This is a genomic window from Microcoleus sp. MON1_C1 (assembly GCF_036701945.1).
Lineage (GTDB): Bacteria > Cyanobacteriota > Cyanobacteriia > Cyanobacteriales > Microcoleaceae > Microcoleus.
Map to the genome: position 1 here is coordinate 133053 of NZ_JAUBRO010000013.1, position 15986 is coordinate 149038.

The 15986-nt window shown below is 45.3% G+C and carries 5 protein-coding genes and 1 pseudogene; 3 read left to right on the forward strand and 3 right to left on the reverse strand.

Annotated features, from left to right (window positions below; translation table 11 throughout):
• Positions 1 to 153: 153 nt before the first annotated feature.
• Positions 154 to 9996: a tetratricopeptide repeat protein gene (locus QUA62_RS09935; protein ID WP_333403665.1), complete on the forward strand. Its 9843-nt coding sequence runs from the start codon at positions 154 to 156 to the stop codon at positions 9994 to 9996.
• A 130-nt stretch (positions 9997 to 10126) separates the two neighbouring features.
• Here QUA62_RS09935 and QUA62_RS09940 read toward each other — a convergent pair whose 3' ends face one another.
• Complete coding sequence (locus QUA62_RS09940; protein WP_333403667.1) at positions 10127 to 12538, reverse strand: TylF/MycF/NovP-related O-methyltransferase; 2412 nt, start codon at positions 12536 to 12538, stop codon at positions 10127 to 10129.
• A gap of 145 nt (positions 12539 to 12683) precedes the next feature.
• On the opposite strand from QUA62_RS09940, the gene cobA reads away from it, so the two are divergent.
• Positions 12684 to 14264 carry a uroporphyrinogen-III C-methyltransferase gene (gene cobA, locus QUA62_RS09945; protein ID WP_333403669.1) on the forward strand — a complete coding sequence of 527 codons (1581 nt, stop codon included), beginning with the start codon at positions 12684 to 12686 and terminating at the stop codon, positions 14262 to 14264.
• Positions 14265 to 14379: 115 nt separating this feature from the next.
• Here the strand turns inward: cobA and QUA62_RS09950 are convergent, their stop codons facing one another.
• Both QUA62_RS09950 and QUA62_RS09955 read right to left on the reverse strand, forming a co-directional pair.
• Positions 14380 to 14556 (reverse strand): hypothetical protein, encoded by a 177-nt coding sequence (locus tag QUA62_RS09950; RefSeq protein WP_333403671.1) that lies wholly within the window; start codon positions 14554 to 14556, stop codon positions 14380 to 14382.
• A 122-nt stretch (positions 14557 to 14678) separates the two neighbouring features.
• Positions 14679 to 15390, reverse strand: a protein-coding gene (locus QUA62_RS09955; RefSeq protein WP_333403673.1) for an IS1 family transposase whose coding sequence is annotated in 2 segments (ribosomal slippage) — positions 14679 to 14891 and positions 14893 to 15390 — 711 coding nt in all. Because the reading frame shifts where the segments join, the coding sequence is not laid out codon by codon here.
• A gap of 99 nt (positions 15391 to 15489) precedes the next feature.
• On the opposite strand from QUA62_RS09955, the pseudogene QUA62_RS09960 reads away from it, so the two are divergent.
• Positions 15490 to 15986 (forward strand): annotated as a pseudogene (locus QUA62_RS09960) (hypothetical protein); the annotation flags it as partial.

The following is a 15986-nucleotide window of genomic DNA, read 5'->3' on the forward strand; positions in this document are numbered from 1 at the left end:
ACGGATGTCAGGAAGAAGGAAGAAGCAAGGGGGAAGAAGGAAGAAGGAAGGGGGAAGAAGGAAGGGGGAAGAAGGAAGAAGGAAGGAAGAGTTAACAAGTTAGAACAATTTGGCAATTACCAGTTAGCGAACTCCCAAACAACAAACACAACTATGGCTTCTCAAAAAAAAATTCGGAAATCTGCCTGCAAACTGGGTGCCGAAGACTCTTTGAAATTAGCTTGGGAACATCACCAAGCGGGCCGTTTGTTAGAAGCTGAAAATTTGTACCGGCAAATAATAGAAGTGCAGCCGGAATCAGCAAACGTGCTGTGTTTGTTGGGAATCGCGGCGAGACAGCAGGGAAAAATTGCCGAAGCGATCGACTTTTACGAACAAGCGATCGCCCAAAACCCAGATTTTGTAGAAGCACATTTAAATAAGGCTAATGTTTTGCTGGATGTAGGGGAATATCAAAGGGCGATCGCCAGTTACGAACAAGTCATCAAAATGCAGCCCAATTCCGCACTCGCCTACAATAATTTGGGGTGGGCAAAACAGCAATTAGGCGAAAGAGACGCGGCTATTTTATATTACCAAACAGCGCTGCAACTCGACCCAAACCTGCACGAAACAGCGCACAATTTAGGACATTTATTTAAACAAAAAAATCAATTAAACGAGGCGATAGCTTGTTACCTCCACGCTTTAAAAATCAATCCCAACTTGACATATTCTCTGATGGGTTTGGCAACAGTTTTGCAACAGCAGGGGAAATTAGCCGAAGCTTTCAACTGCTACCAGCAAGCGGTAAAACTTGACCCCAACAATCCCGAAGCTCACAACAATGTAGGAGCCTTTTACCACGAACAAGGCCATGTAAAAGCCGCAATATCCTACTACAGACAAGCATTAAACTTAAAGCCAGACTTCGTGGAGGCAATTAACAATCTCGGACACGCTTTGGTCGATTTAGGAGAGTTTCAAGAGGCTTTTTCTTGTCACAGTAGAGCTTTGGAATTGCAGCCAGACAACGCCACCGCCCACCTGGAATTAAGTTTAACTTTGCTATTGTTCGGAGATTTTCAGCGCGGTTTTGCTGAATACGAGTGGCGGTGGCGCACTCCGCAACTACAACCGAGGCAATTTAAACAGCCGATTTGGGATGGTTCGGATTTGCAGGGGAAAACTATTTTACTCCACGTCGAGCAAGGCTTTGGCGATTCTATTCAGTTTATTCGCTACGCCCCAATTCTTCGGAGCCGAGGCGCTAAAGTTATGGTGGCTTGCTATCCAGAACTGATGCGGTTGTTTGCGAGAGTTCCTGGTATTGAATATTTATCAGTTAGTCTGGAAGGTTTGCCAGAATTTGACGTTCACGCACCTCTGATGAGTTTGCCGCGAATTGTGGGGACAACTCTTGAAACAATACCGGCAAATGTTCCTTATTTAGCTCCGCCTGCTGAGTGCAAATTTGCGCTTTCTTCTGATGCCAAATTGAAGGTAGGGATTGTTTGGGCGGGGAGTCCGCAGCGCCGGAAAGACAATCAGCGTTCTTGTAGGTTGAGCGATTTTATTCGATTTTTGGATGTTCCGGGAATCGCTTTTTATAGTTTACAAAAAAACTTGTCCGAAAGCGATCGCACTTTGTTGAACCAACACTTAGTGCCGGATTTAACTCCGCATTTGAACGACTTTGCTGATACCGCTTCGGCTATATCTCAACTGGATTTAGTCATTAGTGTCGATACGGCTGTGGCGCACTTAGCCGGTGCTTTAGGAAAACCGGTTTGGGTGCTGCTTTCTTTTGCTCCTGACTGGCGTTGGCTGCTTGATCGTGAAGATAATCCTTGGTATCCAACTGCGAGGCTTTTCCGCCAAAGTCAGCCGGAAAGTTGGCAAGAATTGTTTGAGGAAGTACAGGCGGCTTTGAGTTTATTTGCGATCGCCAATACTGCTAGTTATTCCGAGGATTCTGCCCAAGATCGGCTTGACTTCGTTTCCCTCGCAATGACTGCTAATAATACGCCTGACCTCGATTCTGTGGCTCTCAAAATGACAGGTGCAACCGTGGTTCAAGAGAGTAAACAAATATTTGGGAGCGCGAGCGAAGGGTTAGCAGAAGGCTCCGCAGCTAAGCAATCGCAGGGAATTGAGACATCGGTTGCGATCGGAACGGCTGGCGAGGATTTAGCTGTTTTAGAGGATTTATTGCGGCAAGCAGAACAGTTAATGGAAACAGGTGAGAAGGAAGAGGCGCTCACCCTTTACGAACAGATTATATCTATTGAGCCAAATTGCGTTCAAGCGCGGATTAATTTTGGTTTTCTCAAGCAAGAAAATGGCGAATTGGAAGCCGCTATCCCCCATTATCGAGAAGCTTTAGCCATCGATCCAAATATTCCTCAAACAGCTTACAACCTGGCAAAGATTTTTGAGGAACAAGGTCAAGTGGAAGAGGCGATCGCACATTACGAGCAAGCTCTTGTAGCTCAACCGGATTTCGTACCCGCCCTGATTAATTTAGCGGTGGCGCGGCAAGAAAAAGGCGAACTTGTAAGGGCGATCGAGCTGTACCGGCGCGCGCTGGAAATTCATCCGCATAGCTGGGAAGCTTACAACAATCTCGCAACAGTGTTGCAAGAACAGGGCAATTTAGAAGATGCGCTGGAGTATTATCACAAAGCTTTAGAATTGCTGCCGGATTTTGTGGAAGCTATCAACAATTTAGGCAGGACATTTCTGGAAAAAGGCGCCGTAGAAGATGCGATATCCTGCTACAGACGAGCGATTCATTTAAGTCCAAATCACGCTAGCGCTCACCTGAATTTATCCTTGGCTTTGCTGTTGGTGGGAGATTTGGAAAATGGTCTCGCCGAATACGAGTGGCGCTGGCAAATTAAAGAATTTCACACTGGTCACTCGTGTTTTTTGACGGGGCCGGACAATACAGTTTCGGCGAGAGAATACCGACCGCTGTGGGACGGTTCTGATTTGGTGGGAAAGACTATTTTGCTGCACGCCGAACAAGGTTTAGGTGATTCGCTTCAGTTTATTCGCTACGCTGCGATCGTCAAAAATAAAGGCGGTAGGGTCATTGTGGGCTGTTACCCGCAATTGCACCGTTTATTTGCAACGGTTGACGGCATTGATTTGCTAATAGTTAAAGGCGAGCCACTGCCGGAATTTGACGTGCAAGCGCCGATGTTGAGTTTGCCCTATATTATCGGTACAAAGCTGGAAACAATACCAGCAAATACTGCTTATTTATCTCCGCCTGCGGGTGCTGAATTTACGCTTCTGCCCGATCGCACTTTGAAAGTTGGCATTGTCTGGGCGGGGAATCCAAAACACCGCAAAAACAAGCAGCGTTCGTGCAGTTTAAGCCAGTTTCTGCCGCTTTTGGAGGTTTCGGGGGTAAGTTTTTACAGCTTGCAGAAAGAGGTTTCCGAGGCAGATCGCGCGCTGTTGAATCAAACGTCGATCGTAGATTTGAGCCCGTATTTTGGCGATTTGGCCGATACTGCGGCTGCGATCGCCAAACTGGATTTAGTCATTAGTGTCGATACCGCTGTCGCCCATTTGGCGGGCGCTTTGGGCAAACCAGTGTGGATTTTGCTGGCGTTTTCGCCGGATTGGCGGTGGCTGCTGGAACGGGAAGATAGTCCTTGGTATCCGACGGCGCGGCTGTTCCGGCAGCATCAGCGGGGCGACTGGGAGGACGTTTTCGCTCGCGTGGCGGAAGCTCTAGGCGCGGTTGCTGCAGCATTTGTGCCCTCGGATGCGGCGGATGTAGAGTTTCGGTTGGGCGTGGATTTGCAGCAGCAAGCCGATTTTGGCGGTGCGATCGAATGTTATGAGCGAGCGATCGCGATCGATCCTAATTACGCAGCCGCGCACAGCAATTTAGGCGTTGTCAAACAGCAAGCGGGCCGGCTTCCAGAGGCGATCGCTCACTACCGACAAGCGCTAGCAATCGACGGGAATTTGGCGGAAACTGCGAGCAATTTGGGCAGCGCGCTCGCAGAAGCAGGGGAGACTGAAGAGGCGATCGCACAATATGAGCGGGCGCTTTCTTTGAACCCGAATTGCGCGGAAGCGCTGATTAATTTGGGCTTGTTGCGGGAAGAGCAAGGGGATGTGGCGGAGGCTATAAGCTGCTACGAGCAAGCGATTCAAGTCAATCCTAATTGCGCGGTGGCTTATTTGAATTTGGGAATTGCTTTGGAGGCACAAGGGGAGGAAGCGGGCGCGAATTACGAAGAGGCGATCGCCAATTACGAACGGGCGATCGCGATCGAGCCAAATTACGTGGACGCCTTGCACAACTTAGCATACGCCTCGATCCGACAGGGCCAAATTGACCGCGCTATCGCATACTACGAGCGATCGACTGCACTGCAACCGGATTTAGCAGAAACTCTGATTGGTTTGGGGAGTTCCCTGCAACAGCAAGACAAGTTAGATGAGGCTCTAGCCGTTTGCCAGCAAGCGATTCAGCAATTGCCAGCCAGTGCACAGGCTCGCTGCAATCTAGGAATTGTCCTGCAGAAACAGGGCAAAATTGAAGATGCGATCGGCTGCTATGAGCAAGCTTTGAGCCTGAAACCCGACTTTCCTGAAGCTTTGAACAATCTCGGCAAAGCTTTTGAGGAATCGGGAAAAATGGCACAGGCGATCGATTGTTACCGTCGGGCGATCGAACTCAAACCCGGTTATATTAATCCCCTCACCAATTTGGGAAGTGCTTTGCACGATCGCGGCCAATTTGCAGATGCTGTCACCTGCTACAGCCAAGCAGTTAAATTCAATGTCGGCCATCCTGAATCTCACCTAAATTTAGGTTTAGCGTTGCTGCTGGCGGGAGACTTTCAGCGCGGTTTTTACGAGTACGAATGGCGACTCCTAGTTAAAGAAAAACAGTTCCGCTCCCACAACTTTATTCAGCCGCTTTGGGATGGCAAAGATTTGCAGGGAAAAACTATTTTGCTTTGCCCGGAACAGGGTCTAGGCGATGCAATTCAGTTTATCCGCTACGCAGATTTAGTCAAGCAAAAAGGCGGTAGGGTAATTGTTTGGTGTTTGCCACACTTGCAGCGCTTGTTTGCACAAGTTTCGGGAATCGATGGGTTAATAGTTAATCCCGAGGAGGCGCCGGATTTTCAAGTTCACGCGCAGCTAATGAGTTTGCCACACCTTCTGGGAACAACTTTAGAAACTATACCGGCGAAGGTTCCTTATTTAGCTCCGCCGCCCGGTTGGGAATTTACTCTCAGCCAAACTCCTAATTTGAAAGTGGGGATTGTGTGGTCTGGAAATCCTAAAAATTCCCACAATAAGGTGCGATCGTTACCCCTAAATTTGTTGACAAAACTGTTAGATATTCCCGGAGCAGATTTTTACAGTTTGCAAAAGGAAATGACAGCAGACGATCGCGCTTTGTTAGAGCAACTGCCCGTAACAGATTTAAGCTCTTATTTGCACGACTTGGCGGATACTGCGGCGGCAATCTCCGCTCTGGATTTAGTGATTTCTGTAGATACTTGTGTGGCACACTTGGCTGGTGCTTTGGGCAAACCAGTGTGGATTTTGCTCTGTTTTGTGCCGGATTGGCGGTGGATGTTGCAACGCGAAGATAGTCCTTGGTATCCCACGGCGCGGCTGTTTCGCCAGTCAACAGCGGGAGATTGGGAAGGAGTTTTAGAAGAAGCTGTTTTGGCGCTGAGAGAAAGAATTGTCCAGCATAAACCAGCTATACCGCCAAGAGAAACTAAAACCAATATTGAATTATATCAAAAACAGTTCAATCAGGGAAATATTCTCAAATCGCAAGGAAGACTTTCCGAGGCGATCGCTTATTTTAAAAATGCTTTGGTTTTGCAGCCGACTTCGATAGAGGCTACGACTAATTTGGCAGTGACGCTGCACCAAACAGGCGATTTAGCCGAAGCTGCCACCTATTATCAGCGCGCGATCGAAATAGATCCAAACTGCGCTCAATCCCACAATAACTTGGGTATTTTGCTGCAATATCAAGGCAATATAATGGCTGCTATATCTTGCTTTCAAAAGGCGATCGCCCTGAATCCGGTTTACGTCAAAGCTCTCAACAATCTCGGCGCGATACTCCAGCAGCAGGGCGAGTTGCAGAGTGCGATCGCGTGTTTTCATCAAGCACTTTCTGTCAATTCCAATTACGTGCCCGCGCTGGTAAATTTGGGTGTGGCGATGGAAACACAATCTCAGCTAGACGAGGCTGAACGGCTTTACGATCGTGCAATAGGAGTAGAACCAAACAATCCTACAGGACACTATCACCTGGGAACGTTATGCTTGGGGGCGGGAAAAATAGAACAGGCAATTTCTAGCTTGGAACGAGCCATATCTTTGAACCCTAATTATATAGAAGCTATTACTAATTTAGGCAGTGCTGTTGAACAATTAAAAGACGTAAATCGAGCAATTTTGTGTTACAGTAAAGCTATAGAACTTGATGCAAATTGTGTTAAAGCTCACTTCAATTTAAGCTTAGTCTTGCTGTTGACTGGGGACTTGCCACGCGGTTTAGCAGAATACGAGTGGCGCTGGCAAACAGAACAGGCGAAAAAATTGCCACGGTTGAATTTTGACCGACCAGTTTGGGATGGGTCAGATTTGAACGGACAAACTATTTTGCTCCGCTCCGAACAAGGTTTGGGCGATGCAATTCAATTTGTGCGATACGCGGCAATTGTGCAGCAAAAAGGTGGTAAAATAATCATTTCTTGCTATCAAGAACTGAAGCGTTTATTTAAGCAGATTCCTGGCATCGCACAAGTGGCGGTTCGGATGGATGAATTGCCGGATTTCCAAGTACAAGCACCGCTGATGAGTTTGCCTCATATTCTGGGAACAAATTTAGAAAATATACCGGCAAATGTTCCTTATTTAGCTGCGCCGCCCAATTGGCAATTTTCCCTAACTTCCGAGCGCAATTTCAAAGTTGGGATTGCGTGGGCGGGAAGTTCAGAACATTTGAAGGATTCTCAGCGATCGAGCGATTTAAGCTATTTCCTGACATTGTTAGATATTTCCGGTGTAAGTTTTTACAGTATTCAGAAAGAAATTTCGGCTGACAATCGTAGTTTGTTAACTCAAATTCCCGTGATAGATTTGAGCGACAATTTGAACGATTTTGCCGATACTGCGGCGGTGATATCGCAACTAGATTTAGTAATTTGCGTGGATACTGCTGTCGCACACTTAGCCGGTGCTTTGGGTAAACCCGTATGGATTTTGCTGTGTTTTATGCCGGATTGGCGGTGGATGTTGGAACGCGAAGATAGCCCTTGGTATCCGACGGCGCGACTGTTTCGACAGCAAACACCGGGCGATTGGGAGACAGTTTTCGATCGCATAAAAACAGCCTTAAAACAGCTAATTTCTACTCGTTCCCAAGCTGTGGCTGGTAACGGAGATACCGAAGCTTCGCCTCGATTTTCTTTATCGCCCGCACAGGTACAATTTCACATAGCAAAGGCCTTAGAAAAACAAGGTAAAAAAGCAGAGGCAGCCGCTCGTTACGAACAAGTAATTGCCGCCTCACCCAGCCACGCCGAAGCCCACAGTTATTTAGGTTATCTCAAACAGGAAAACGGGCAAATAGCCGAGGCTATTGCTCATTACCAAAAATCGCTAAAAATCAATTATAACCAGGCTGAAACTAACTTATACTTGGGTTCTGCCCTCGAAGAACAGGGACAAGTCGCAGAGGCGATCGACTTCTACAATAAAGCAATTCAACTACGTCCCAACTCGCCAAATTGGCGCTTGAGACTAGCATTAGCTTTGCTTTTAACTGGGAATTTTGATGCTGGTTTTGCAGAGTACGAATCGCGCTGGCAAACTCAACAATTGGATCAGCGCTCTTTTGATAAACCACTTTGGGACGGCTCGGATTTGCAGGGAAAAACAATTTTATTGCACCCCGAACAAGGTTTTGGGGATACGATACAGTTTATCCGCTACGCTCCTTTAGTTAAGCAAAAAGGCGGCAAAGTTATTGTTGCTTGTCATGTCTTGCTGAAGCGTTTGTTTGAAGGAATTGCAGGAGTAGATCGAGTAGGAGTCAGGCCGAGCGATTTGATAGATTTTCAAGTGCAAGCCCCCCTGCTAAGTTTGCCGCGAATTCTGGGAACGACTTTGGAAAATATACCGGCGAATATTCCTTATTTAGCTGCGCCACAGGATTTTAAATTTTCCCTAGAGCCGAACAATAAACTAAAAGTAGGTATTGTGTGGGCGGGCGGCCCGCTGCACCGCAACAATCATCGGCGATCGTGTAAATTGAGCGATTTTGTGAAATTTGTAGATGTTCCGGGAGTGAGTTTTTACAGTCTTCAGAAAGATTTGTCAGCGGGCGATTCCCTACAGGATAGCTGCGCTTCACGCACTTTATTAAAGCAACACCAAATTGAAGATTTGAGCGAACATTGCGTCGATTTTGCCGACACCGCAGCAATTATTTCGCAACTCGATTTAGTAATTTGCGTAGATACTTCTGTCGCGCACTTGGCCGGTGCTTTGGGCAAACCCGTGTGGATTTTGCTGTCTTTTGTTCCCGATTGGCGCTGGATGCTGGAACGCGAAGATAGCCCTTGGTATCCCACTGCGCGGTTGTTTAGGCAGCAAAAAGCAGGTGATTGGGATGGAGTTTGCGATCGTATAAAAGCAGCCTTGCTAGAGAGGGCGGGCACGGGGGCACCGCCCCTACAATCTACTCGTTCCCAGACTCAGCCTGCTAACGCAGATTCTTATGCTCCGCCTCAAATCCAACCCCCAGAAACTCCCCCACAAATTACAGGAATTGGCATCAGTTGGCCGATCAGCATCACCAGCGGTTGGGGAATTTACGGCGTGAATTTAACACTACAACTGCTGCAAAATCCAGGCTGGCAAGTTGCGCTTTTAGCACCGCCATCCATCACCTCAGAAGCGATGAATCCGCTGCATAAATCCCTGTTATTACCTGTAATTGAAAAGCAAAAAACTTTTCAGGAATTAGTAGCAGCAAATTCCGACAAACAAATCAGTTGTAATTTTCCCGTACTTTACGCTTTGGGGAATAATTTAGCATCCTCTGGAGTTGACAATCAAATTACCAGCGCTTGTCAAATAGGAGTCATATTTTTTGAAGACACACGGATCACAGCAGAAGCACTAGAAACAGCCAAAAAATATAGCGCGATTGTCGCAGGTTCCAACTGGAATGCGGATGTTTTGAGAAGCTGTGGCTTGACTAATGTGGCGATGGTACATCAAGGAATTGACCCAACAATTTTCCATCCTGCACCTAAATCTAATCTATTTGGCGATCGCTTCGTCATTTTCTCCGGCGGCAAACTGGAATATCGCAAAGGTCAAGATATTGTAATTGCAGCTTTCAAACGATTTCGCGCCAAACATCCAGAGGCTTTGTTATTAACAACATGGCACAATTTTTGGCCTCAGTATATGTTAGGAATCGAACAAACCGGAAACGTTGCCGGACTTCCCAATATCAACGGCGACGGAAGTTTAGGAATTTCCCAATGGTTAGTGGCTAACGGTTTGCCAGTTGACTCTTTTATCGACATCGGCTTAATTCCCAATCACCTCGCGGGACAAATTTTGCGAGAAGCCGACTGCGCTGTTTTCACCAACCGCTGCGAAGGTGGCACTAATTTAGTCGCGATGGAAAGTATGGCCTGCGGAATTCCGACTATTTTATCAGCAAATACTGGTCATTTAGACTTGATTTACAGCCACATTTGCTATCCTTTATGGAGCCAAGGACGAGTTAAACTTACTGCTCCTTTTTCCGGTGTAGAAGGTTGGGGAGAGTCTGAGGTTGCAGAAGTTGTCGAGGCTTTGGAACAAGTTTATACTAATCGCGAAGAATCAAAACGTCGCGGTTTAGCTGCAGCTAATTTTATGCTGGATTGGACTTGGGAAAAGCAGGTTAAGCGCTTTCTAGATGTTATACTAAATCTGAGATAAAGCCTGTTGAGCCGCCTCGACGCCTGAAAGCGCTACTACACAAACGTAATTTCTGCGTAAGAGACTCAAAAATAAAGGGAGTAAACAACCCAAATTGGATATTATTACAGGTAATCTGCCGGACTTAATATTATTTCAACTTTTGAAACCACACTCCTGTTTCATCAATCGTATGCAGAGAAAATGACTCGCCTTTCCTCCTCTCAAAATCGTGTACTGCTTGCTTGCACCCCTCCCAGTCACCGTAATCATCAACCTGAATTAAACCCTTAGAAATAACGCTGTCATAAAGCGTATTAAATATATCCATTGTTGACTCGTACCAATCTCCATCAGCGTGCAGAAACGCAATACTTCCTATTGCTGACTTGTATTTGGGTAAAGTCTGGGCAAATAATCCCTTAACCGGTACAACAATATCTCTAACTTGCAGTAATTTACAGATTTTATCCAAATTTTCACTAATTGAAGCTTTGAGAGTTCCTTCGCCAAAACCGGTAAGATTTGCAGGTATTCCTTGATGTCGATCGATCTCAGTAGGTGCCGGCATTCCTTCAAACGTATCAAAAGCATACAGCACTCTCGGACGGCGGCTGTAATGTTTAATCACAAATGCTATCAATGCTGCTGAGCCGCCTTTACAAGTTCCGCATTCTACAAAATTTCCCGGGAAATCTTCCACACATATTTGCTTTGCCAAACAATAAAGAGAAAACAGTCTCGATTCGCTAAGCAGCGTATAGGGGCGAACCATTGACAAAATATTTTTAAAGTTTGTAGGAAAAGTTTGCAGTGACAATTGGCTGCTTTGAATAATTGTCGGTAATTTTTGCTGTTGTAAGGTTGGTAATTTCTGTTTTGGCAACTCTTTGCTACCTGAAATACCGCTGATTGAATAATCCTGCAAATGAGCGGGCAACTGCCAGGAAATATTGGGGTCTGGTTGATGTTTTACAGGCTCGACATTTCCCCGCCAAGCAGCACCCATAATTTGCATTGTTTGATAAATTACAGTATTCCATCCCCTTTGCTTTAAGTAATGCAAACCTTGAGCAACATCAGGAGCATTTAAATCGTGAAATAAAATTATTGCATCTTCCTCCGCCAATTTTTCACAAACAATTGCGTCATTTAACGGCCCCGGTTCTCCGTGTTCTCCGTCAATAAAAATTAACGACCATTTGCGGTTGAATTGAGCGGAAAATTCTTCGACTCTTTGGGGGCTGTAGCCTGGTATTAGCTCGACGGTCGTTTGAACTCCCGACGCATTGAGAGATCCTTGAATTGAATCAATGACGCTTTGCCTGATGTCGTCTCTTTCTAGAAGCGGATCGACGACATCTAATTCAACTCCTGCGAGTGCTAAATGACAAGCAGACCAACCCAGCCAGCAGCCGATTTCTAATGCTTTTTTACCTGAAAATTGCAGTGCTGTATTGTAAAGAATGTGTGCTTCGTCGCGGCTGAGAAATCCGACTGAAGCAGCCCGCCGATCGACATACCAATTGTGCTGAATTTCCCGTCGCAAGTAAGGCCACTGACAAGTCTGAGGATCGGCGACAATCATGTTGGGAAAGTGGGCATCCGGGAGGATGATTTTCAATCCGGGCGAGACGTAATCTCCGGCGGGCAATAAAGTATTATTTGCGATTGCCGAGTGTCCTTGTGCTGTCATTTTTTTCGGTTGAGTGGGTTGGTAGCGGAGGCTTATTTCTACTGTATCTCCGTCTGTTGCGGTTAGTTTAACTCGATCGTGTTTGTATCCAGTCAGGTGCAGGATACCGATTTTTTCCTGCGGCAAGTACGGCTCCACAAAACACGCTTTTTGCTTGTCCCAAATCGGCAAACCAAAGTTGCAGCTCCAGTTGCAGCGAGCTGGAAGTATCTCTGTTTTGTCGAACATTTCAGTACCGTAAACTAACCGATTTAATGCTACTTGATCGGTCATTAAAACGGAATTTTGCAATCCCTGTTCCAAGTATTCTGCCCAAATTTTCCAGTGCGGCGCGGTTTTGTGCAGGGCAAACACCCCGGCATTGATGGTAGGGTAGCTGTATAACTGCTGGGCTACTTCATCTCCAAAAACTGCTTGATAATCGCGGTAAACAAATTGCCAGTACCAAGCCTGTTTGCCGTAAGGTAAATTATAATTTCGATCTAATTCGTGAACTATTGCCAGCCCGCGTTTTGCCGCGCCTTTAACTAACAGTTCGACACTTGACCAATCTTGAACCCAAGCATCAGCATCAATCCAAAGGTATATATCAAAATTGGGAAAGTATTTTGGCAAACAAGGTCTAACTAACAGTCCTTTTAAATGTTCGGGAGTTTCATTTCTACCAGGAAAATCAAAATCCCAGTCCGGTTTTTTAATAAAAGTTACTTGCCTTTCCAGCCACTGCAACTGTTCGGGAGTACAGCCGAGATCGAAAAAGCCGATCGCCACATTTTCGCCCTCAGGTTTTTCCCGCACCGATAAAATAGTGCCTCGCACCAATTCAAAGTAATTGGCATCGGCGGCCGTGATGATGATAATCTGCATAAATAGGTTTTATTATACAATAAACTGCTGAGTATAGCGTAGGGTGAGCCATTCACACCTTACTATTACTATAGGGTAGGGTTCGCGATCGGCAGCTTACTATACGCTAGCAATATTCATACAACTATACTATCGAGGAGGAATTGTGAAAAACCACAAAGGGAAAGTTTATCTAGTCGGTGCAGGGCCCGGAGATTGTAACTTGATGACAGTGCGATCGCACAAACTGCTATCCCAAGCCGAAGTCTTAATCTACGATGCTCTCATCGACATCCCGCAACTCGAATTAATCCCAGCAACTTGTCGGAAAATCGAAGTCGGTAAACGCGGCGGCAAACCTTCCACGCAGCAGCAAGAAATCAACCGCTTGCTGGTAGAACATTGCCAACTCGGAAAGCAAATCGTGCGCCTAAAAAGCGGCGATCCGTTTATTTTTGGTCGTTCCAGTTCCGAAATTCAAGCATTAATCACAGCGGGCTGCAACTTTGAAGTAATACCCGGAATTTCCTCCGCCTTATCCGCACCTTTACTAGCAGGAATTCCCCTCACAGATCCGGTAATGAGTCGCTGTTTTGCAGTGATGAGCGCCCATGAACCGGACGCTTTGGAATGGGAAGCATTAGTGCAGATAGAAACTTTGGTAATATTGATGGGAGGACGCAATTTAAGCGAGATCGTCTGGCAATTGCAAAAGCACGGACGATCGACCGAAACTCCGATCGCCATTATCCGAGATTGTGGCCGCCCCGAACAGCAAATTTGGCTGGGCACTCTCTCCAACATTGTACAGCAAACAGCAGGTCAATCTCTATCGCCTTGTGTGATCGTAATTGGGGAAGTAGTCAGATTGCGCGAATATCTAATTCAGCCAGAAAGCACAAATATGATCGATACACCAGTCACCGCTAACAACAGCAAATTGCCGCTAGCCGGAAAAACCATTTTAGTCACGCGATCTGTTTCTCAGTCTGCTGAATTTAGCGATCGACTCCAGCAACAAGGAGCCCGCGTTATCGAAATGCCCGCCTTAGTAATTGGGCCGCCTTCGAGTTGGGAACCATTAGACAGCGCGATCGCACAATTGTCAAGCTTTCACTGGTTAATTCTCACTTCCCACAACGCTGTAGACTGCTTTTTTCAACGATTACAAGCAAAAGGCAAAGACGCCCGCAGCTTGTTTGGCATTAAAATAGCAGTTGTCGGTAAAAAAACAGCAGAAAGTTTGCGATCGCACTCTCTACAACCAGACTTTATTCCCCCGAACTTTGTCGCCGATTCCCTAGTCGAAAACTTCCCCGATAACTTGCAAAACTGCAAGATTCTATTTCCCAGAGTAGAAAGCGGCGGCAGAGAAGTTTTAGTTAAAGAATTCACTGCCAAAGGAGCGCAAGTAATAGAAGTGCCAGCTTACCAATCTTGCTGTCCCGAAACAATCGATCCGAGCGCCCTCTCCGCACTCCAAAATCAAGCCGTAAATATCATAACATTTGCCAGTTCCAAAACCGTACATAACTTTTGCAATCTCATACAACAAAGCCCAAAATTGTCCCTGTCTAAGGATTGGTTGAAAAACGTTTGCATCGCATCCATCGGCCCGGAAACTTCCAAAAGCTGCCAAAATTTATTGGGTAAGTTAGATGTGGAAGCCAAAGAATATACCTTAGATGGATTGACTGAGGCGATCGTGGAATGGGTGGCAGGATATCAAAGATTGATCGGCGATTGAAACCGCTACTATACAAAAAAAGTCCGGGCAGAGGGGGACTAATAAATATTTGGTATAATTCCTGAAGGCGAGATACCCGACTTCTTCAAGAAGTCGGGTATCTAAATCAACCAAGCTACAATAAGTTGTAAACTGGTTGTAAGATATTTAGAAAAAAATATGATTGCAAAAGACCAACTTCTTCAAGAACTAGACCAAGTACCATAACCCGTGCTGCTGAAAGTGCTTGAATTTGTTCGTTCATTAAAGACTGAGGAACAGCAAAAACTAGAAGCCCAAGCATGGCAGGCATATCTAGATTTAGAACGCCAAAGAAATGACGTTTCCCGTAGCCTTGCCAACTCCTAATTTTCTCAGCACAAGTATGTTTTTAAGTATTGAGGTAGTCCTGCATAGTCAGTATAATTAAGGGTTTTAATTGAGAGATAAACTAGCGTTATACTCATGAATAAAATACCAAATAGCTCCCATATGATTGGAGAGTTTTTTAGAGAAGGAAAGAGTCTTTCTCCCCAATCGAGATATTCTTTGTCTCAGGGTATTATTAAATCTTTCTATATAGTTTGTCTGACCAGTATCTTTTCCTACAGCTCTGTGTCTTTTTTTAGGAAAAACTATTCCGTAAGAAAGGACAAAAGTCTGTATAACTTACAGCACATTGACGATAAACTGCCGGGAGAGAATCCCACAATCCCCTCGCGCCAGCTTCATCTCTTTTACCAATATATACTCCTACAATCTCTTTAGTCAACACATCAATGGCTAACCAAATCCACTGCTTGTTATCCTTGTCTCTTACAAATAACCACATTTCATCACATTGAATAGTTAGCTTTCCCTTTTTTTTTGACTTCACTTCCACTTGTCTCTTGACGGCTCCTAACTTTTTATTAACATAGTATTGTAGCCACCTTGGGGAAACTCCGGTAGCCCTAACAATTCCAGCCAGAGATATTTTTTCTAATAAAAGTCTATCTATTAACTCTCTTGTGTCTTCCTCCAGCGGCTGATGCCTGGGAGCTATCACAAATTGTCTGGAACAATCTCGACATTTAAAACTTTGTTGGCCCGTGTGAGTGTGACCATTTTTTACAATATATTGAGAGTTGCACCTGGGACATTTCATAAGCTAAAATTTAAGGCAGATTTAGGTATCGGCTCAATAAGTAGGGGTAGCAGAAGAAAAAAGTAAGCAGAGTACACAAAGTGTCATAAAATAGGACATATGACGCCAAATATTATTTCACAAGACAAGTCATCCTCAGATTTACTGCAAACCATCGACCCAAAAGGTATTGCAGACGAATCCATGCGTCACACAGTAGAGATATTACTGAACCTCATAGAGCAATTAGAATTAAAAATCAAAGAATTGCAGTCAGAGAATCAACGGTTAAAAGAGGAAAACAACCGATTGAAGGGAGAACAAGGAAAACCAGAGATCAAAGCCAAGTCCAAAGGATTCAGAAGCAAGCACTCATCAGAGAAAGAGCGAAAAACGCCAAACAAGCATAGCAAAGGCAGTAAGAACGCGACAATTAAAATAGATCGAGAAAAAATACTAGAGTACCCCAAAGACGAACTGCCAGTAGATGCAGAATTTAAAGGATACGAACAAGTAATCATTCAAGATATCAGCTTGGCAACCGACAATATATTATTCCGTAAACAGAAATATTACTCACCTTCAATTGGGAAAACTTATGTAGCAGAATTACCATT

What these genes read in the sequence shown, in the direction of transcription:
- QUA62_RS09935 (WP_333403665.1), top strand. Translation starts at nt 154, where the DNA reads ATGGCTTCTCAAAAAAAAATTCGGAAATCTGCCTGCAAACTGGGTGCC.
- QUA62_RS09940 (WP_333403667.1), bottom strand. Translation starts at nt 12,538, where the DNA reads ATGCAGATTATCATCATCACGGCCGCCGATGCCAATTACTTTGAATTG.
- QUA62_RS09950 (WP_333403671.1), bottom strand. Translation starts at nt 14,556, where the DNA reads ATGCCTGCCATGCTTGGGCTTCTAGTTTTTGCTGTTCCTCAGTCTTTA.